Annotated in this window: 20 protein-coding genes; 16 read left to right on the top strand and 4 right to left on the bottom strand. The window is 60.9% G+C overall.

What is annotated here, in order from left to right; all coding sequences use genetic code 11:
* Nucleotides 1-12: 12 nt before the first annotated feature.
* Nucleotides 13-930 carry an SDR family NAD(P)-dependent oxidoreductase gene (locus tag CBB91_RS02305; protein ID WP_272982725.1) on the bottom strand — a complete coding sequence of 306 codons (918 nt, stop codon included), beginning with the start codon at nucleotides 928-930 and terminating at the stop codon, nucleotides 13-15.
* Nucleotides 931-1,032: 102 nt separating this feature from the next.
* Between CBB91_RS02305 and CBB91_RS02300 the strand changes: the two genes are divergently transcribed.
* From CBB91_RS02300 to CBB91_RS02275, 6 genes are all read left to right on the top strand, one after another.
* Nucleotides 1,033-1,683 carry an HAD-IA family hydrolase gene (locus tag CBB91_RS02300; protein ID WP_035547221.1) on the top strand — a complete coding sequence of 217 codons (651 nt, stop codon included), beginning with the start codon at nucleotides 1,033-1,035 and terminating at the stop codon, nucleotides 1,681-1,683.
* The gene (locus CBB91_RS02295) at nucleotides 1,670-2,254 is read left to right on the top strand and encodes a hypothetical protein (RefSeq protein WP_035547219.1); all 585 of its coding nucleotides are present in this window, start codon (nucleotides 1,670-1,672) and stop codon (nucleotides 2,252-2,254) included. Before CBB91_RS02300 ends, CBB91_RS02295 begins: the two co-directional genes overlap by 14 nt.
* A 3-nt stretch (nucleotides 2,255-2,257) precedes the next feature.
* Nucleotides 2,258-2,551: a 4a-hydroxytetrahydrobiopterin dehydratase gene (locus CBB91_RS02290; RefSeq protein WP_035547215.1), complete on the top strand. Its 294-nt coding sequence runs from the start codon at nucleotides 2,258-2,260 to the stop codon at nucleotides 2,549-2,551.
* 99 nt (nucleotides 2,552-2,650) lie between these two features.
* Complete coding sequence (locus CBB91_RS02285; RefSeq protein WP_273011629.1) at nucleotides 2,651-3,427, top strand: SDR family oxidoreductase; 777 nt, start codon at nucleotides 2,651-2,653, stop codon at nucleotides 3,425-3,427.
* Between the two features lie 31 nt (nucleotides 3,428-3,458).
* The gene (locus CBB91_RS02280) at nucleotides 3,459-4,205 is read left to right on the top strand and encodes a hypothetical protein (protein ID WP_273011627.1); all 747 of its coding nucleotides are present in this window, start codon (nucleotides 3,459-3,461) and stop codon (nucleotides 4,203-4,205) included.
* 73 nt (nucleotides 4,206-4,278) lie between these two features.
* Nucleotides 4,279-4,650 (top strand): VOC family protein, encoded by a 372-nt coding sequence (locus CBB91_RS02275; protein WP_273011625.1) that lies wholly within the window; start codon nucleotides 4,279-4,281, stop codon nucleotides 4,648-4,650.
* On the opposite strand, the gene CBB91_RS02270 is transcribed toward CBB91_RS02275, so the two are convergent.
* On the bottom strand, nucleotides 4,637-5,881 hold the full coding sequence (locus tag CBB91_RS02270; protein ID WP_273011622.1) for an MFS transporter: 1,245 nt from the start codon (nucleotides 5,879-5,881) through the stop codon (nucleotides 4,637-4,639). The two genes, CBB91_RS02275 and CBB91_RS02270, sit on opposite strands and share 14 nt — an antisense overlap.
* A 160-nt stretch (nucleotides 5,882-6,041) precedes the next feature.
* Here CBB91_RS02270 and CBB91_RS02265 point away from each other — a divergent pair, with 160 nt between their 5' ends.
* Genes CBB91_RS02265 through folD form a run of 3 tightly spaced genes read left to right on the top strand, consistent with a single transcriptional unit; the run spans nucleotide 6,042 to nucleotide 7,504 of the window.
* Complete coding sequence (locus CBB91_RS02265) at nucleotides 6,042-6,335, top strand: YggT family protein (RefSeq protein WP_035547204.1); 294 nt, start codon at nucleotides 6,042-6,044, stop codon at nucleotides 6,333-6,335.
* Complete coding sequence (locus CBB91_RS02260; protein WP_345906706.1) at nucleotides 6,316-6,636, top strand: DUF167 family protein; 321 nt, start codon at nucleotides 6,316-6,318, stop codon at nucleotides 6,634-6,636. Before CBB91_RS02265 ends, CBB91_RS02260 begins: the two co-directional genes overlap by 20 nt.
* Nucleotides 6,617-7,504 (top strand): bifunctional methylenetetrahydrofolate dehydrogenase/methenyltetrahydrofolate cyclohydrolase FolD, encoded by an 888-nt coding sequence (gene folD / locus CBB91_RS02255; RefSeq protein ID WP_273011616.1) that lies wholly within the window; start codon nucleotides 6,617-6,619, stop codon nucleotides 7,502-7,504. Before CBB91_RS02260 ends, folD begins: the two co-directional genes overlap by 20 nt.
* Nucleotides 7,505-7,566: 62 nt before the next feature.
* On the opposite strand, the gene CBB91_RS02250 is transcribed toward folD, so the two are convergent.
* Together CBB91_RS02250 and CBB91_RS02245 are read right to left on the bottom strand one after the other, a co-directional pair.
* Entirely contained in the window at nucleotides 7,567-7,716 is a 150-nt protein-coding gene (locus tag CBB91_RS02250; RefSeq protein WP_345906705.1) for a hypothetical protein, read from the bottom strand.
* A 55-nt stretch (nucleotides 7,717-7,771) separates the two neighbouring features.
* Nucleotides 7,772-8,512, bottom strand: a complete 741-nt coding sequence (locus CBB91_RS02245; protein ID WP_273011613.1) for a LytTR family DNA-binding domain-containing protein — start codon at nucleotides 8,510-8,512, stop codon at nucleotides 7,772-7,774.
* 167 nt (nucleotides 8,513-8,679) lie between these two features.
* Here CBB91_RS02245 and CBB91_RS02240 point away from each other — a divergent pair, with 167 nt between their 5' ends.
* From CBB91_RS02240 to CBB91_RS02210, 7 genes are all read left to right on the top strand, one after another.
* Nucleotides 8,680-9,102, top strand: a complete 423-nt coding sequence (locus CBB91_RS02240; protein ID WP_273011610.1) for a DUF2141 domain-containing protein — start codon at nucleotides 8,680-8,682, stop codon at nucleotides 9,100-9,102.
* A gap of 24 nt (nucleotides 9,103-9,126) precedes the next feature.
* Nucleotides 9,127-9,678, top strand: a complete 552-nt coding sequence (locus tag CBB91_RS02235; protein ID WP_273011608.1) for a DUF2306 domain-containing protein — start codon at nucleotides 9,127-9,129, stop codon at nucleotides 9,676-9,678.
* Nucleotides 9,679-9,753: 75 nt separating this feature from the next.
* Nucleotides 9,754-10,926 (top strand): alkaline phosphatase D family protein, encoded by a 1,173-nt coding sequence (locus CBB91_RS02230; RefSeq protein ID WP_273011607.1) that lies wholly within the window; start codon nucleotides 9,754-9,756, stop codon nucleotides 10,924-10,926.
* A gap of 36 nt (nucleotides 10,927-10,962) precedes the next feature.
* Nucleotides 10,963-12,213 carry an MFS transporter gene (locus CBB91_RS02225; RefSeq protein ID WP_273011606.1) on the top strand — a complete coding sequence of 417 codons (1,251 nt, stop codon included), beginning with the start codon at nucleotides 10,963-10,965 and terminating at the stop codon, nucleotides 12,211-12,213.
* Between the two features lie 124 nt (nucleotides 12,214-12,337).
* Nucleotides 12,338-13,534 (top strand): ADP-forming succinate--CoA ligase subunit beta, encoded by a 1,197-nt coding sequence (gene sucC, locus CBB91_RS02220; RefSeq protein WP_273011604.1) that lies wholly within the window; start codon nucleotides 12,338-12,340, stop codon nucleotides 13,532-13,534.
* 6 nt (nucleotides 13,535-13,540) lie between these two features.
* Nucleotides 13,541-14,443: a succinate--CoA ligase subunit alpha gene (sucD, locus tag CBB91_RS02215; RefSeq protein WP_273011602.1), complete on the top strand. Its 903-nt coding sequence runs from the start codon at nucleotides 13,541-13,543 to the stop codon at nucleotides 14,441-14,443.
* Between the two features lie 164 nt (nucleotides 14,444-14,607).
* Nucleotides 14,608-17,616, top strand: a complete 3,009-nt coding sequence (locus CBB91_RS02210; protein ID WP_035547181.1) for a 2-oxoglutarate dehydrogenase E1 component — start codon at nucleotides 14,608-14,610, stop codon at nucleotides 17,614-17,616.
* Nucleotides 17,617-17,628 lie beyond the last annotated feature (12 nt).

The raw sequence follows: 17,628 nt of genomic DNA, 5'->3' as shown, positions 1-17,628 counted from the left end.
GCGTGTATCTGCCTAGACCGGATCGTATGGGAAGACGCTGGCAGACGCGCCCATGTCGAAGAAGTTGGCCTTCATGGCTGGCAGGGCCTGATCGAGCAGGCTTTCCGGTGTCCAGCCTTCCAGACGGGCCAGAGACTTGACCGGACGGGGCTGGTCGAACAGCACGACCTCATTGCCGCGCACGGCAAAGATCTGGCCGGATGTGTCCTTGGCCTTGTCGGCGCACAGGGCCACGGCCAGCTGGGCAACCTGGTCAGCGCGCATGCCATTCTTCATGCGCTCGACGCGCTCTGCGCCTGCTTCATCCTTGACCGGGATGGAGGCAATCATGCGGGTCCATGCGAAGGGTGCGATGACGTTGGAGCGGACATTCTTGCGTGCGCCTTCCATCGCGATGATGCGCGACAGGCCGACAATGCCCATCTTGGCGGCGGCATAGTTTGCCTGGCCGATATTGCCGATCAGGCCGGATGTGGAGGTGAACAGGACAAAGTTGCCATCCTCGCGTTCGCGAAACATTTCGATGGCCGCGCGGGTGACGTTGAATGTACCGCGCAGGTGCACGTCGATCACGCTGTCCCAGTCATCTTCACTCATCTTGTGGAACATGCCGTCCCGCAGGATACCGGCCGGGTTGATGATGGAATGCAGATCGCCGAACTCGTCCTTGGCTTGTTCGATCATGCCTTCCACGGCTTTCATGTCGGTGACACTGTCGGAGTTTGAGACGGCCTCACCACCGGCTGCGCGGATTTCCTGTGCCACGGTTTCAGCCGGGCCGGCACTGCCTTCATCGGCGCCGGTCAGGCTGCCGCCCAGATCGTTCACGACCACTTTTGCGCCTTCGCGCGCCGCCAGCAGGGCGGTCTCCTTGCCGATCCCGTTGCCGCCTCCGGTCACCAGGACCACTTTGCCTTCCAGTACGCCCATCAGACGAAACTCCCTTTATGTGTTGCAATCGCCGCCACCCTAGAACCCGGCCCGCAATGTTCAAGGTTTGAAATCGTCGCCGGGGCGGTTACAGGTGCTGGCATGACAAAGACATTCAAAGCCGTGATCTGGGATTTCGGGGGCGTGTTCACGACCTCTCCCTTCGATGCCTTTACCCGCTACGAGGCCGAGCGTGGCCTGCCAAAGGATTTCATCCGCACCGTCAACGCGACCAACCCGCTGGACAATGCCTGGGCCAAGCTGGAGCAGAGCCTGGTCAGCGCCGAGGAATTCGACGGCATGTTCCGCGAGGAATCAAAGGCGATGGGGCATGAAGTGCCCGGCGGCGAAGTGCTGGCCCTGCTGTCCGGCTCGCTGCGCCCGCGTGTCGTCAATGCGCTGACCGTGTGCAAGACGAAAGGCAAGGTTGGCTGCATTACCAATAATGCGCCCGTCGGGAAGGGGGCCTCGATGACCAATGACGAGGCCAAGGCCCGCGAAGTTTCCAAAGTGTTCGACATGTTCGATCATGTGATCGAGAGTTCCAAGCTCGGCATCCGCAAGCCGGACCCGCGCATCTATTCCCTGATGTGCGAGGCCTTGGATGTTGACCCGGCGGATTGTGTCTATCTTGATGATCTGGGGCATAATCTGAAACCCGCCCGCGACATGGGCATGACAACGATCAAGGTGCTCAATGAAGACCAATTGCTGTCAGACCTTCAGGCCGTTACGGGATATGAACTGGCCTAGCGCGCTTCTTGCGGCGGTGGGGGCGGCCTTGCTTGTCGCCTGCTCACCTGCGGCCGAACCTGAGCGCCCGCCAGTGCCGGACCAGTCGCTGACCCAAGCCCCGCAGGCGCCGAAACCTGTCGTGTTGACAGAAGAAGCCGAAAAGACGCGCGATGAATTGCTGTCGCACGCCAGGGCCGGGTCACTGTCGCGTCTGTCGCGAGTGGCGAACGCAAATGACGGGTTCGTCTCCAATCTGGGAGGCACCCCGCACCGCCAATACTGGGATCTGATGCGCCGCATCGGGGCCGATCCGAATCGCAGCCTGAGAGAGCTGTTCGACCTGCCGCCCGGCATGCGCGAGATTGATGGCGAGGTCTGGTTCGTCTGGCCGGATCTTGCCGCGCGGGATGCCAGCGACCTGATTCCGGAAAAGCTGTCCTTCCAGGATCGCCGCCGGCTGATGGAACTGATCGGCGAAGAGGGGATTGAACGGATACGCCAGGGCGAAGGCTATCCCGGCATGCGCACGGCGATCGCCGGCAATGGGCGCTGGGTCTATTTCGTCATGGGCGAAACCGAGGAGGACTAGGACATGTCAGGCAAGATTGGCGCAGAGGCCGCGCTCGCGAAACTGAGTGGATGGACCAAGGGCGACGAAGACCGCGACACGATCCAGAAAACCTACAAGCTGGGCGACTTCAAGACGGCGTGGGGCTTCATGTCCGCCGTGGCGCTGAAGGCCGAGCAGATGGACCACCATCCCGAATGGTTCAACGTCTACAACAAGATCGAGGTCACGCTGACGACGCATGATGTGGACGGTGTGTCTGAAAAGGACGTCGAACTGGCCCGGTTCATGGATGAACTGGTCGCGAAACTTGTCTGAACAAATGGCGGGATGATCGCTTCCCGCAAGGTCAAGCTGGTCCGGTTTCGAGTGCGCTGATACGGATATGCCAAATCAGACACTGCGGAGGAGATCAGCATGGGCCGGGTAGACGGAAAGAAAGCATTCATCACGGGCGGCGCGCAGGGGCTTGGCGAGGCCACGGCCCGCATGTTCGCGCGCGAAGGCGCCAAGGTCACCGTGACCGATATCAATGGCGCCGGCGCCGAAGCCGTCGCGGCCTCCATCAATGAAGAACACGGCGCAGGCACGGCCTTCGCCTACCAGCATGACGTCACCGATGGCGACCGCTGGCAGGAAGTCCTGAAAGGCGCCTATGACGCGATGGGCGGCCTCAACGTGCTGGTCAACAATGCCGGTATCGGTTCGCTCGGCTCGGTCGAGGATGAGGACTATGAGACCTTCAAACACGTCCAGACCGTGGACGTGGATTCGATCTTTCTCGGCTGCAAATANGCAATCCCGATGATGCGCGATCACGGCCTCGGCTCGATCATCAATATCTCGTCGATTGCCGGAATCATCGCCAGCGGGAACTATGTTTCCTACAACACGGCNAAGGCGGCGGTGCGCCACATCTCCAAATCCATCGCGCTGCATTGCGCCAAGTCGACCGGCGGCCAGATCCGGTGTAATTCCGTGCATCCGGTCTTCATCAACACGCCGATCCTGGACCGCACCAAGGAAATGTTCGGTGAGGAAGAAGCCCTCGCCAAGCTCGGCCGCCAGATCCCGCTCGGCAAGGTGGGGGAGCCTGACGATATCGCCTATGCCGTGCTCTATCTCGCATCGGATGAGTCCAAACTCGTCACCGGGATCGAATTGAAGGTGGATGGCGGCATTTCGGCAATGTAGGCTGGTCTCCGGAAACGAGGGGTAATTCCGGATGAAGCTGAAATTGTTGTGCGCGGGCGTGATGGTTGCCTTGGCCGGGTGTCAGAGTGACGACGGCGTCGCCATTGCAGAGATGGATCCGGCACAGGCCACACTGAGCGGGGAGGCCTGTCCGGATGTGGGCGAGGCAGCCTATTTCTTCTGGATGTCGCCGGTGTCTGCCGAGCCGGGCCAGAAAATTGGCCTGTCACCTTACTGGACGGATATGCCGGGCGGCTTCAATCCCTTGCCAGCGGGTTGTGTGGATGACGTCAGCGCCCATCCAGACGGCGCGGTCAACCTTACGCGGACAGATAACGGCCTGGCGCTCGCTGAAATCGCGGAAGGCGCTGAGGCGGGCACGCGGATACATCTGACCGCGACATATAACGGGCATGGCCTGATTGGCCTGGTTGATGTGTACCGCGCGGCGGACAATCCCCTTGTCGGGCGGTGGCGACAGGACAGCGGTTCCTGCGCACCGGGCAGCGCGGTGCAGGAACTGGTCTTTACCGGTAGCGGAGACTTCTCCGTCACCTGGACGCCCTTTGAGGCCTACAAAGATTACTGGGGCAGCTACACCTACGATGCTGACACGGGCGCGGTTTCCTTCGAGATAGAATCTGGCAACCAGACGCCGGAGGATGTCGTGCTGGAGGGGGCGGCGCAGGTATCTGGCGATGAATTGTCATTTGACGGGGTCTCCTTCGGCACGCCGCGCAATGCCGAGTCCGCCTGTCGCGGAAAATTCTTGAGGTAAACACGGAAACACCATTGCCGTTCCCAAAAGTTCACGTTATGTTCTATTCCTGTTCTTGAGATGGGAGAGGCAGATGATTGGTTATGTAACTCTTGGGGTCGCGGACCTCACACGCGCCGCGAAATTCTACGACCCGATTGCAGCTGAGCTGGGCGTNGGGCGGATGATGGAATTCGATACGTTTATCGCCTGGGGCGAGCAGGGCGGCGCACCGGGCGTGGCGGCAACATTGCCGTTTGATGGCCAGCCCGCCACNATTGGCAATGGCTCGATGGTGGCCCTGCAGGCGAAAGATGCAGACCAGGTTCGCAGGCTTTACGAGATCGCGCTCGCCAATGGCGGTGTGGATGANGGTGCGCCCGGCCCGCGCGGGGNTGATGGTTTCTATGCGGCCTATTTCCGGGATCCGGATGGCAACAAGCTGAATGCCTTCACGATGGTGTGACGGGACGTTTCGACGTCACCAACAGCGCGTAGACGGCCAATGACCCGATCAGCGCCGCTGACACGTATAGCGGGAGTTCCGGCATGAATGAGTACAGTATTGCCCCGATNAGGGGGCCGAAGATGAACCCCGCTGGCGGCGCCGCGGCCAGGAGTGCAGCGGCAGAGCCCTGTTCTTCGCGCGTGACCGACAAGCTGCCCAAGGCGTTGGCGGCAGGCACNGCCAGTGCTGCGCCGCCACCAACTGCCANGAAGCTGGCCGCAACGGCCCAGAATGGAAACACCAGGTCCGCGCAGACATAGCCGAGCGCCACAATGGCCAATCCGATGGGCAGGATCTTGCGCGGNTCGGGCTTGCGCGGNTGAACATAGCCGAACTGGACCGTGATCATACCTGCCGCGAAACAGGCAAAGGCAATCCCGGTATGCAGGACGATGGCTTCGTCAGCGCTGCGGGTTGCGGTGTCCACGAATTTATAGCGGTCCTCAATGAACCAGCTGAGGGTCTGCTGCACGATGCCGATGGCGACGAAATAGCTGAACAGGAAGACGAGGTGCGGGAAGACGCGTGGGTCTCGCATCGCAAGCGGTGTCGGGCGTTTGGCGGATTTGGGTCGCTTGCGAGTTGGCGGCAGGGCCACTGCCAGCATGGCGGCGACCGCAAGGTTCAGCGCAATTGTTCCCCAGATCGGCATCAGGGCCCCAAACGGCGCGAGCGCCGTGGCGCCAGCTGGTCCGAGAATGGAGCCGATGCTGATGCAGGCGCCCAGCATGCCCAGCCCGCCTGCGCGATCAATCGACGTGGTTGCATCTGTCATGGCGGCCATCGCGGCAGGCTGCAGGCCGGGAGACAGCAGCCCGAACCAGAGGCGCACAAAGACGAGGGTCAGGAAAGCTGTCAGGCCGGTGATGATTCCCGCCAGGGCGGCGTTCAGCGCGAAGACGAACAACATGTTTGTCATGCCCATTGCCGCCAATGAGAAAATCATCACGCGTTTGCGGCCAAACCGGTCCGCCCAGCGCCCCCAGGTCGGGATCATCAGGGCGTAAATGGCGGCCGACAGGGTGAGAATGCCGGCCACTTCGATTTCCGTCAGGCCTGCCTTGCGCGCGAGCGGGGCGACGACAACAAAATTGATGCTCATGCCGGCGCCCATGGCGATCATGGCAATGCCGATCATCGCCTTTTGCAATCCGCTGAGAGGTAACAGCGGCGTTTCCGATTGCGTCATCTAGGCGGGCTCCCCTGACAATTGATATATCTATTTGTATTTGCCCGCCTTGCCAAACGGAAAACGGCTTTGACTGGCAAAGCCAGACACAGCACCTTGCGCACAGTAGGGGCATCACCCTAAGTGATGGCAACAACTGAAATTATCGGAGCGTCGCCTCATGGCCGCCATTCTTGACCTTGTTATGATCATCCTGCGGATCGCCACGTTCATCATCGTCATTCAGGCGGTGATGTCCTGGCTCGTCAGTTTCAATGTGCTGAGCATTCAGAACCCAACCGTGCGCAGCATCTGGGTCGGACTTCAGAACATCACCGAGCCAGTCTACCGCCCGATCCGCAACATCTTGCCGCCGATGGGCGGACTGGACCTGACGCCAATGGTCGTGTTGCTCATCATCTTCTTCCTCGAACGCGTCATCGCCCGCTATGGCTATGGCGTGGTGCCGTTCTGACTTGATGCATCGCCTGACGGTTCGCGTGCAGCCGAATGCATCGGCGGACCGGGTGGAGAATTGGGAGACGGACGCTGCGGGGCGGTCCTATCTGAAAGTGCGTGTGCGCGCCGTGCCGGAAGGCGGCAAGGCCAATGCGGCGGTTGAGAAACTGGTCGCGAAATGGCTTGGCCTGCCAAAGTCTGCGGTCAGGGTGGTGACGGGCGCGAAGAACCGGCTAAAAGGCCTCGACATTGATGGGCCGCCGGAACTGGCGGCGAAACTGGCCGGGGATCAGGGCAATGAGCGCGCAGAAAATTGACGGTAAAGCGGTTGCGGCGGATGTCCGCGCGAGTGTGGCACAGGCAGTGAGCCAGTTGCCGGGCCAGCCTTCGCTGGCAGTTGTGCTGGTGGGCGAGGACCCGGCCAGCCAAGTCTATGTGCGCAACAAGATTCGCCAGACGGAAGAGGCGGGCATGGTGTCGGTGCATCACCGCCTGCCGGACACGGCCAGCCAGTCTGATGTCGAAAACCTGATCGCTGAGCTGAATGCAGATGACACCGTCGATGGTATCCTGCTGCAGTTGCCCTTGCCGAAGGGGCTCGACGCCGATGCCGCGATTGAAAAGATTGCGCCGGACAAGGATGTGGATGGCCTGACAGAAGTGTCAGCCGGGCGGCTCGTTCTGGGCAAGCCGGGCCTGCGCCCGTGTACGCCGACGGGGTGTGTGATCCTGGCCAAGCGCGCGCTGGGTGAGGATCTGTCCGGCAAGCATGTTGTCGTGATTGGTCGCTCGATCCTGGTAGGCAAGCCTGCGGCGCTATTGTTCCTGGCAGAGAATTGCACGGTCACCATCGCGCACAGCCGCACGAAGGATCTGCCGGCGATGTGCCGTGAGGCGGACATTCTGGTGCCCGCTGTGGGCCGTCCGGAAATGGTGAAGGCCGATTGGGTCAAGCCCGGCGCCACCATTATCGATGTGGGTATCAACCGCGTCGATGCCCCAGAGAAGGGCGAAGGCAAGACCAAACTGGTCGGCGATGCCGATTATGCCGGCAGTGCGGAAGTTGCGGGATACATTACGCCAGTGCCGGGCGGTGTCGGGCCGATGACGATTGCCTGCCTGCTGCGCAATACGGTGCTTGCCGCCTGCGCGCGCCGCGGCTGGGACGTTCCAGCAGGGCTGTGAGCCAGTCCTTCTCCCCACCGGATACGCCGCAATTCCGGCGCTTGTGGGAGAGGCAGAATGGACTATGCGCCTTGTGCGGCAAGCCCATGCCGCGCAGCCGGGCAGAACTGGATCATTCGACGTTGTGGAAGAAGTGGCGACCGACGTTCGATCACGTCATTCCACGCGCACATCATGGGTCGGACGAGATCGACAATCTCCAGCTTGCGCATGCGAGCTGTAACAAAAGACGTGGTACCGCGCCGCTTTAGGCTACCGCAGCCAGAGCTAAGCGAGCCCGGCGGCGCGGACGTCTGGCTGATAGGTGCGCGACACGGGAACTTCGCGGCCCGATTTCAGGACAAGGACCAGCTTGCCATTGGCGCGGCGCGCATCGCTGACGCCCTGATGCGACACCCACCAGGAGCGGTGCGTCTGTAGCCCATTGTCTTCGCCGAGTTCGCGGATCGCGTCGGCCAGGCGCATCAGGATCATCTCTTCGCCCCGGTCCGTATGGACGCGAAGATAGTGATCTTCTGAAGAGATCGCCCAGAGATCAGCGCCGCGATATTTCACCGGCAGGCGCTGGAGAAAGCCGGCAACGCGGTCTTCCGGCTCAGCGTCTTCCAGCTCTGCCAGACGACGGGCGCGATCCATGAGAAAGCCACCGATCGTCATGACGAGGCAGACCGCCCAGACATAGGCAAACTGAATCGGCAGGTAGGGCAGGGCCGCGTTAGCGCCGATCAGCAAGAGAAACACTTCAAGCGTCAGGGTCACCGGAACGGCCAGCAGAATGGACGCGGCCAGGATGCGGATGGCTGGATGGGCGGTTTTCAGGTGCCTGTGGAACACGAACGGCACAATCCAGAAAGACGAGATCGCGCCAACCATCATGGTGACGAACCACATGGCAAATCTCAGCCATACCGGGCCGCCGGTGCCATAGACACCGAACCATGTGAACCCGGCGGCGAGCAGGGTGACGATGCCAAGTGTCCGTGTGATGTCCTTGAGGGCTGATGCCATCCCGTATGACCCCGTGCATTTCGCGCTTCGTGAAAGGATGTGCCGTTATTTGGCGAAGGATTCCAGTCCGTCCGCGTAATCTGCGTGGCGTGCCCCGGCCGGGCTTTCCATCCTGTTTTCATCACCCGCAACGGGGCGAGACGCCCCAGACCCTAAGGAGAGATGAAATGAAACTCAACCACACCCTTGTCGCATTGCTTTCTGTTGCTGCCCTGCTTCCGGCGAGCGCCTCGGCTGCCGAGCTGACCGTGAAGGTCGAAGGCGTCACGGCCCCGACGGGCACGATGTTTGTCGCCCTGTTCACGGAAGACGGCTGGGCCGGCCATGAGGCGTACCAGGGCGCGAAGCAGGCCGTTGAAGATGCCGCCCTGACGATTGTGTTCGGTGATCTGGAGCCGGGCCGCTATGGCGTGAAACTGTTCCACGATGTGGATGGCGATGGCGAACTGGCGCTCGGCGAGTATGGCATTCCGGTCGAGCCCTATGGCTTTTCCAATGACGCGCCGGTCAGCTTCGGACCGCCCAGCTTTGATAGCGCTGCCTTCGACGTGACGGCGGATGGCGCGACCCAGACCATCACGCTGCGCTAGGCCGGACGAGAGGAACGACACGCCATGAAAAGCCCTTCCATTGCCCTGCCTTCCAAACTGATCCGTCTTTCGCCGGGGCGGATCAGCAACCGCACGATCATATTGGTCGCGCTCGGGATCTATGCGCTTGTCAGCTGGATGATCCTGAACGGTGCGGACAATCCACCGATCCGTTTCCGCTTCGATGCGACGCGGCTGGTCGAGGCTTCTCTTGTGCTTAAGCTTCATGTTGGCGGGGCGCTCGCAGCCTTTGGCATCGGGACGGCCCTGATGATGGGCGTGAAGGGCAGGCGGCTGCACAAGCGCCTCGGTTACACATGGGTGGTGGCCATGGCGGTCACGGCGATCACGTCTTTCTTCCTGACAGGCCTGAACGGGAACCAGTTCAGCTGGATCCACGGTCTGTCAGCCTGGGCATTGATCGGCCTGCCGATGGGCATCGCGGCGGCGCGCCGGAAAGACATCGCCCGCCACCGCAAGCATATGACGGGCATGTTTACCGGCGGCATGTTGGTGGCCGGCATGTTCACCTTCCTGCCTGGCCGGATGATGTGGTCCATATTCTTCGCTGCCTGAGCCGGATAACCCCTTACAGCCCCCTCCAAAGCCCGCTACACAAGAAACAGGTAGAGGTGCCTTGGAGGGGTTTTCATGAAACGTATTGTCAGTGCTGTACTTGTTGCAGGTCTCGCCGCATGTCAGGCACCGGGGCCGATCACGATACCCGGCATTACGCGCGCGCCGGACAGTGCGGAAGATGCACTGGAGGCTTATTACCGAACCCTGCCGGATGAGTTCTATCCACGCGCGCCGCAAGGAATGCCCCTTCCAGCACAGGACACGGCCTTGTCGCGAATTCTTGTTGGCTCCTGCCATGATGAGGAAGAGGCCGGGCCGACCGCCACGCTTGAACAGATCGCCTCGGAAGAAGCCGACCTGTTCCTGATGATCGGCGACAATGTGTATGGCGACAAGGATGGCATGGCCTATGCCAACAATCAGGCCGATCTGGACGAGCTGCGCGAGAGCTTTGCCGAACTGGCCGCGCGGGAAGATTTCCAGGCGGTACGCGCCTCCCACCCGATGATGGTGGCATGGGACGATCATGATTATGGCGCAAACGATGCCGGGCGGGAGTTCCCGTTCCGCCGTCTCGCAGAGCGCATTCATGAACGCTTCTGGGGACTTGAGAACAAGGATGTCGGCGCATGGCCGGGCACCTATTACGCGCGCAGTTTCGGGCAGGAGGGTCAGCGCACGCAAATCATCATGCTGGATACGCGTTTCTTTCGCTCGGCGTTGACGCCAACAGATGCCTATGGCGCCAAAGGCAAGGAGCGTTANCTGCCATCCACTGANCCCAAACAGGACATGCTGGGCAATGACCAGTGGACCTGGCTGGAAAACCAGCTTCAGAAGCCNGCNGATNTGCGCCTGATCGTNTCNTCNATNCAGGTGCTGCCNACCGAGGCNCATGGCTGGGANGCCTGGTCNCGCNTGCCGNNTGAGCAGCAGCGCCTNTACGATCTGATNGGNGAGACAGNGGCCAATGGCGTCGTGTTTGTGTCCGGCGACCGCCACACATCTTTCCTNTATCGCAGCGAAACGGCACTGCCTTATCCGGCATATGAGCTGACCGCGTCCTCGATGAACGTGTCGTTTGCGGAAACGAGTGACGAGATGGACCCGACGCAGATTGGTGAAGGGTTCCCGCCAGAGAATTACGGTGCCATCGGCATCGACTGGGCTCAGGGCGAAGTCGCGCTGGAGATAAAAAATGCGGCCGGCGAGACGGTTCGCCAAACAAAGGCCAAATTCCGGTAGCTATGCCACGCGGCATCAGAAAGGCCGCCTTGTAACATGTCCGAAACCCGCAGTGTCTTTACGCTCATCCTTGCGGTGATGATCCTGCAGATTGCTGGCGGGCTCATGAGCATGCTCACCCCGCTCGGGCTGGAGGCGCTCGGCACGGCGCCGCAATANATCGGTGCCATTGCCGGGCTTTACGCGGCGGGCTTCATGCTGGGGGCGTGGACCTCTCCGGCGGCGCTCGCCTCATTCGGAAACATCCGCCTGTTTGCGGCGGCCGCCGCGGTGACGTCTGCGGGGTCGATCGCGCTGTCGCTTTGGTACGAACCGGGNTTCTGGGCCATCGTACGCATCGTACAGGGCGTCGGGTTTGCNTACATGTTTACCAGCGTCGAAAGCTGGCTGGGCCAGACCGTGCCGGAAAAGTCGCGCGGAAATGTGATGGGCATCTACCATACGGGCGCAAAGCTCTCTCTCATGATCGGCCCGTTCTTCGTGGCCGGGCTCTCGCCCCTGGACAGCCGCGCCTATAGCTGGGCCGCGCTGTTCCTGACGCTGGCGTTGGTCCCCGTATGCCTGACGCGCCAGGTGCAGCCCGAAACGCGAGACCGCACGGCCATGCCGCTNGGGCGGCTCTATCGCCTTGCGCCCGCTGCNGTNATNGGTGTGGCGCTNGCCGGCGTGGTGAACACGGGAACGCTGGCCCTGTTGCCGATCTATTTCGANGGCTTNGCNATTGGTGGGGGAGGGACGGCGGCAGCCGCGATCGCCCTGGCAGCGGTCTGGTTCGGCGGCTTGNTCGTGCAATGGCCCGCTGGGCGGCTGTCGGACCGAATCGAACGGCGTCTTGTAATCGCGCTCCTGTGTGGAATTTCGGGCCTTGCTGCAATGGTGATCGCGATATTCGGCCGCAGNTTNGGAGAGCCCGGCGTGATGATGGTNCTGGTCGTTTGGGGCGGCGGCGCCATGACCTTCTACGGCTTGTGCGTCGCGCATGCGATCGACCGAACCCCGAAGCACAAGATCCCGCANGTCATGTCCAGCCTNCTGTTCATCTGGGCCGGCGGATCCATCATGGGGCCGCTTTTGTCTGGTGTTGCCATGCGAACTGCAGGCGCGACGGGCCTCTTTGGATGGTCCGGACTGCTGCTGATCCTGCTGGCGTTTGTCATGGTCTGGCGCGTTTCCGCACGGGCCGCGCCGGAGGAGCACGAACAGGAAGACTGGAGCCCCATCCTGCCGACACCTCTGGCCAGCGTGGAGCTCGACCCCCGGAATGCGGAGCGCGAGCCAGAAGCCTGAGTCCAGACTTGAGTACTCAGCTGGTTTACGGGCCTGCCAAGCCTGTTATATAGCCCGGACGAATTAAACGGGCTGGCAGAGGCTNGCCCCTTACCGCAAGCCAGGGCAGACAAGGCAAGTTTCCATGAACATACACGAATACCAGGCCAAGGCCGTGCTGAAATCTTTCGGCGCTCCAGTGGCAGAAGGCGTNCCCGTTCTTTCTCTTGATGACGTGCAGAAGGCGGTTGATACGCTGCCGGGGCCGCTCTGGGTTGTGAAGTCCCAAATCCACGCAGGTGGTCGCGGCAAGGGCAAGTTCATCGAAGACGCTGCTGGCGAAAAGGGCGGTGTTCGCCTCGCCTTCTCGAAAGAGGAAGTTCTGGAGCACGCCAAGGCGATGCTCGGCCATCACCTTGTCACCGCGCAGACCAGCGCTGAAGGCAAGCAGGTCAACCGCCTCTACATCGAAGACGGCGCCGACATTGACCGCGAACTCTACCTGTCCCTTCTCGTTGANCGCGCCACGGGCCGTCCGGCCTTTGTTGCCTCTACTGAAGGCGGCATGGACATNGAGGAAGTTGCNCACGAAACGCCAGAGAAAATCCTGACGCTTCCGATCGACCCGACCACGGGCGTGACCGATGCGGATGCGGCGCAGCTGTGCGACGCGCTGAAGCTGGACGGCGCAGCCCGCGAAGACGGCATGAAACTGTTCCCGATCCTCTACAAGGCCTTCACCGAGAAGGACATGGCCATGCTGGAGATCAATCCGCTGATCGTGATGGAAAATGGCCACCTTCGCGTTCTCGACGCCAAGGTCAGCTTTGACGGCAACGCACTGTTCCGCCACCCGGACATNGTNGANCTGCGCGACACGACCGAGGAAGACGAGAAAGAGATCGAAGCTTCCGAGTGGGATCTCGCATACATCGCGCTCGACGGCACGATCGGTTGCATGGTCAACGGCGCTGGCCTCGCCATGGCGACGATGGACATCATCAAGCTGTACGGTGAAGAGCCTGCAAACTTCTGTGACGTCGGCGGCGGCGCCAATGCCGAGAAAGTTGCTGCGGCTTTCAAGATCATCATGAAGGACCCGAACGTGAAGGGCATCCTCGTGAACATCTTCGGCGGCATCATGAAATGTGACGTCATCGCCGAGGGCGTGATCGCCGCGGTGAAGGAAACCAACCTCGCTGTGCCGCTGGTTGTTCGCCTTGAAGGTACGAACGTCGAGATGGGCAAGGAAATCATCAAGAATTCCGGCCTGAACGTCATCCCTGCCGATGACCTCGACGACGCCGCCCAGAAAATTGTTGCCGCTGTTAAAGAGGCCTAAGGAAACATGTCCATTCTCATCGACAAGAATACCAAAGTCATCGTCCAGGGCCTGACCGGCAATACGGGCTCTTTCCACACCAANCAGGCGCTGGAATATTTCGGCACCCAGATGGTGGCCGGTACCCACCCGAAGAAGGCTGGCCAGAAATGGGCTGCCGACAATGGCGCNGAGCTGCCGATNTTCGCGAATGCGGGNGAAGCCAAGGAAGCCACAGNCGCAACNGCCTCNGTNATCTANGTGCCGCCAGCNGGCGCTGCTGCGGCCATTGAAGANGCCATCGANGCGGAAATTCCGCTGATCGTCTGCATCACCGAAGGCGTGCCNGTTCTCGATATGGTTCGCGTGAAGGCAAAACTGGACAAGTCCAGCTCCCGCCTGATCGGGCCGAACTGCCCCGGCCTGCTGACGCCGGAACAGTGCAAGATCGGCATCATGCCGGGCAAGATCTTCCAGAAGGGCTCAGTCGGCGTTGTTTCNCGCTCCGGAACGCTGACCTATGAAGCCGTGTACCANACCTCTCAGGCGGGCCTTGGCCAGACCTCCGCGGTTGGTATCGGCGGCGACCCGGTCAAGGGCACCGAATTCATCGACGTGCTGGACATGTTCCTGTCCGACGACGAGACCCAGTCGATCATCATGATCGGCGAGATTGGTGGCACAGCCGAAGAAGAAGCTGCGCAATTCCTGATCGATGAGGCCAAGAAAGGCCGGAAAAAACCGATGGTTGGCTTTATTGCGGGTCGGACTGCACCGAAAGGGCGCACAATGGGCCATGCCGGTGCTATCGTGTCAGGCGGTCAGGGCGATGCCGAGAGCAAGATCGCGGCGATGGAAGAGGCAGGTATTCGTGTCTCCCCGTCACCAGCGCGTCTCGGGACGACCATGGTCGAAGTGTTGAAGGGCTAGCCCGAAAGCACACATACAGCCAGGACGGCCCGTCCGGGCCAGTCTGGCGAGGCCAGCATCTGTCCCCGCACAGGCCGTCCTAGAGAACCTCAGTCCCGGTAGGAACCGGGCAAGTATTTTGTTCCTTAATGTCAGGGGACAGGTCCCAAAGGACGGATTGAAAAATGGCAGATGACGGCAGCCCGGTAGACGGCTCACGCAGCGCAGGTAACAGCGCAATGCTGGAAACAGCATTCCTGTATGGTGGTTCAGCCATGTGGCTGGAACAGATGCAGGCAGCCTATGCAAAGAACCCCGCGTCAGTTCCCGAGAGCTGGCGCGCCTTCTTTGCGGAGCTCAACGATGATTCGGCAGACGCCGCGAAGAATGCGGATGGTGCGAGCTGGAAGCGCGGCGACTGGCCCCGTCCGGTCAGTGACGAACAGGTTGCTGCCTTTGACGGCAACTGGGCGCTGGTCGAGCCGAAGCTCGAGAAAAAGCTGAAATCCGCCAAACCGGCCGCCTCTGCCGAGGAAATCGCGCAGAACGTCAAGGATTCGATCCGCGCCATCATGATGATCCGCGCCTATCGGATGAGGGGTCATTTGGCGGCGCAGCTTGATCCGCTGTCGCTGGATATTCCGGAAAAACAGCCGGAACTGGACCCGGCCAGCTATGGCTTTGGCCCGGCTGATATGGATCGCAAGATCTTCATCGACGGCTATCTCGGGCTAGACCATGCGTCCGTCAGCGAGATGCTCGACATTCTGAAGCGGACCTATTGCTCGACCATCGGCATCGAGTTCATGCACATTTCCGATCCGGAAGAGAAAGCCTGGCTGCAGGAGCGTATCGAAGGGCCGGACAAGGGCGTCGCCTTCACCGAGCAAGGCAAGAAGGCGATCCTCGCCAAGCTGATCGAGGCGGAAACGTTCGAACGCTTCCTGCACAAACGCTATCCGGGCACGAAACGTTTCGGTCTGGACGGTGGTGAGGCAGCGGTTCCGGCGCTGGAACAGATCATCAAGCGCGGTGGTGCGCTGGGCGTGCGCGAGATTGTTGTTGGCATGCCGCACCGTGGCCGCCTGAACATGCTCGCAGCCGTGATGGGCAAGCCCTACGAGCAGATCTTCCACGAATTCCAGGGCGGTAACACGCAAGGTGCCGGCGAGTTCGGCTCCGGCGACGTGAAGTACCATCTCGGCGCCTCGTCTGACCGCGAATTTGACGGCAATGAAGTTCACCTGTCGATGAACGCCAACCCGTCCCACCTTGAAGCGGTGGATCCGGTGGTGCTCGGCAAGTCGCGCTCCAAGCAGGAAATGCTGCACCGGGAAAGCGGCACGCTGGACCGGTCGACTGTTCTGCCGTTGTTGCTGCATGGGGATGCGGCGTTTGCGGGGCAGGGCGTGGTGTCTGAGTGTTTCGCGCTGTCCGGTCTGCAAGGCTATCGCACAGGCGGTACGATCCACTTCATCGTGAACAACCAGATCGGCTTCACAACCAGCCCGATCTATTCGCGGTCCTCACCATATCCGACCGATGTTGCGCTGATGGTGCAGACGCCGATCTTCCATGTGAATGGTGATGACCCGGAAGCGGTCACCTATGCTGCCAAAGTGGCCACTGAGTATCGCCAGAAATTCGGCAAGGACGTCGTCATCGACATGTTCTGCTACCGTCGCTTCGGGCACAATGAGGGCGACGAGCCCATGTTCACCCAGCCGGTCATGTACACCAAGATCAAGGGCCATGCCTCGACGCGCGAAATCTACGCCGAGCGCCTTGTGAAGGAAGGTGTTCTGACGGCGGAACAGATAGAGCAGCAGGTCGCTGATTTCGAAGCCTATCTCGACCGCGAGTTTGAAGCGGGCAAAACGTTCGAAGCCAAGAAAGCCGACTGGCTGGATGGCGAATGGAAGGGCCTTGGCCTGCCGGACGATGACGAGCGTCGCGGCAAGACCGGCGTTTCCAAGAAACGCATGCAGACGATTGGCCAGACCATCACGACCATTCCGGAAGGCGTCGACATTCACAGGACGCTGGCGCGGGTCATTGATGCGCGGGCCAGTGCCATCTCGAAAGGGAAGGGCCTCGATTGGGCGACGGCAGAGCACCTGGCGTTCGCAACCCTGCTTGACGAAGGTTTCCCGGTTCGCCTCTCCGGTCAGGATTGCGGTCGCGGGACATTCTCTCAGCGCCACAGCCACATTATCGACCAGACCAATGGCGACCGCTATACGCCGCTGAACAATATCAGCGACACGCAGGCCAATTACGAGGTGATCGATTCGCTTCTGTCGGAAGAGGCTGTGCTTGGGTACGAGTACGGATATTCTCTGGCAGACCCGAACACGCTGACCATGTGGGAAGCCCAGTTCGGTGACTTCTCCAATGGTGCGCAGGTCTTCTTCGACCAGTTCATTTCCTCTGCAGAGCGTAAATGGCTGCGTATGTCCGGTCTCGTCGTTCTGCTGCCGCATGGCTATGAAGGTCAGGGGCCGGAGCACTCCTCCGCGCGCCTCGAACGCTTCCTGCAGATGTGCGCTGAGGACAATTGGCAAGTCTGTAACCTGACGACCCCGGCGAACTATTTCCACGCCCTGCGTCGCCAGATCCATCGTGATTTCCGCAAGCCGCTGATCATCATGACGCCGAAATCTCTTCTGCGTCACAAGCTGGCCACGTCCAGCCTGGATGACATGAGCACAAAATCCTCATTCCACCGCATTCTTTGGGATGACGCCGAAACGCCGGGCCGCGAAGGCAAGGTGAAGCTTGTGAAGGACAACAAGGTCCGCCGCGTCGTTCTGTGTTCGGGCAAGGTCTATTACGACCTGTTCGAAGCGCGCGAAGAGAGCGGTGAGGATGATGTCTACCTGCTGCGGGTGGAGCAGTTCTATCCGGTTCCGCGCAAGTCGCTGATCCAAGAGCTGAAACGCTTCCCGCAGGCCGAGATTGTCTGGTGCCAGGAAGAGCCGCGCAATATGGGTGGCTGGACCTTCATCCGCGACGAGCTGGAATGGTGCGCCAATCAGGCAGGCATGCAGCACACACGGCCATCCTATGCGGGTCGTCCGCCATCGGCGGCTACGGCAACCGGTCTTTTGTCCAAGCACAAGGCCGAGCAGGACGCGCTGATTTCGACCGCACTTGGAAAAGACCCCGTCGACGACAATATCGTCGCCAGCTGAATTTGATGACTA

This window comes from Hyphomonas sp. TMED31 (genome assembly GCF_002172815.1).
GTDB classification, from domain to species: Bacteria; Pseudomonadota; Alphaproteobacteria; order Caulobacterales; family Hyphomonadaceae; genus Hyphomonas; species Hyphomonas atlantica.
This window is presented reverse-complemented; position numbering and strand designations above follow the sequence as displayed.

What these genes read in the sequence shown, in the direction of transcription:
- CBB91_RS02305 (WP_272982725.1), bottom strand. Translation starts at nt 930, where the DNA reads ATGGGCGTACTGGAAGGCAAAGTGGTCCTGGTGACCGGAGGCGGCAAC.
- CBB91_RS02300 (WP_035547221.1), top strand. Translation starts at nt 1,033, where the DNA reads ATGACAAAGACATTCAAAGCCGTGATCTGGGATTTCGGGGGCGTGTTC.
- CBB91_RS02295 (WP_035547219.1), top strand. Translation starts at nt 1,670, where the DNA reads ATGAACTGGCCTAGCGCGCTTCTTGCGGCGGTGGGGGCGGCCTTGCTT.
- CBB91_RS02290 (WP_035547215.1), top strand. Translation starts at nt 2,258, where the DNA reads ATGTCAGGCAAGATTGGCGCAGAGGCCGCGCTCGCGAAACTGAGTGGA.
- CBB91_RS02280 (WP_273011627.1), top strand. Translation starts at nt 3,459, where the DNA reads ATGAAGCTGAAATTGTTGTGCGCGGGCGTGATGGTTGCCTTGGCCGGG.
- CBB91_RS02265 (WP_035547204.1), top strand. Translation starts at nt 6,042, where the DNA reads ATGGCCGCCATTCTTGACCTTGTTATGATCATCCTGCGGATCGCCACG.
- CBB91_RS02260 (WP_345906706.1), top strand. Translation starts at nt 6,316, where the DNA reads ATGGCGTGGTGCCGTTCTGACTTGATGCATCGCCTGACGGTTCGCGTG.
- folD (WP_273011616.1), top strand. Translation starts at nt 6,617, where the DNA reads ATGAGCGCGCAGAAAATTGACGGTAAAGCGGTTGCGGCGGATGTCCGC.
- CBB91_RS02250 (WP_345906705.1), bottom strand. Translation starts at nt 7,716, where the DNA reads ATGCGCAAGCTGGAGATTGTCGATCTCGTCCGACCCATGATGTGCGCG.
- CBB91_RS02245 (WP_273011613.1), bottom strand. Translation starts at nt 8,512, where the DNA reads ATGGCATCAGCCCTCAAGGACATCACACGGACACTTGGCATCGTCACC.
- CBB91_RS02240 (WP_273011610.1), top strand. Translation starts at nt 8,680, where the DNA reads ATGAAACTCAACCACACCCTTGTCGCATTGCTTTCTGTTGCTGCCCTG.
- CBB91_RS02235 (WP_273011608.1), top strand. Translation starts at nt 9,127, where the DNA reads ATGAAAAGCCCTTCCATTGCCCTGCCTTCCAAACTGATCCGTCTTTCG.
- CBB91_RS02210 (WP_035547181.1), top strand. Translation starts at nt 14,608, where the DNA reads ATGGCAGATGACGGCAGCCCGGTAGACGGCTCACGCAGCGCAGGTAAC.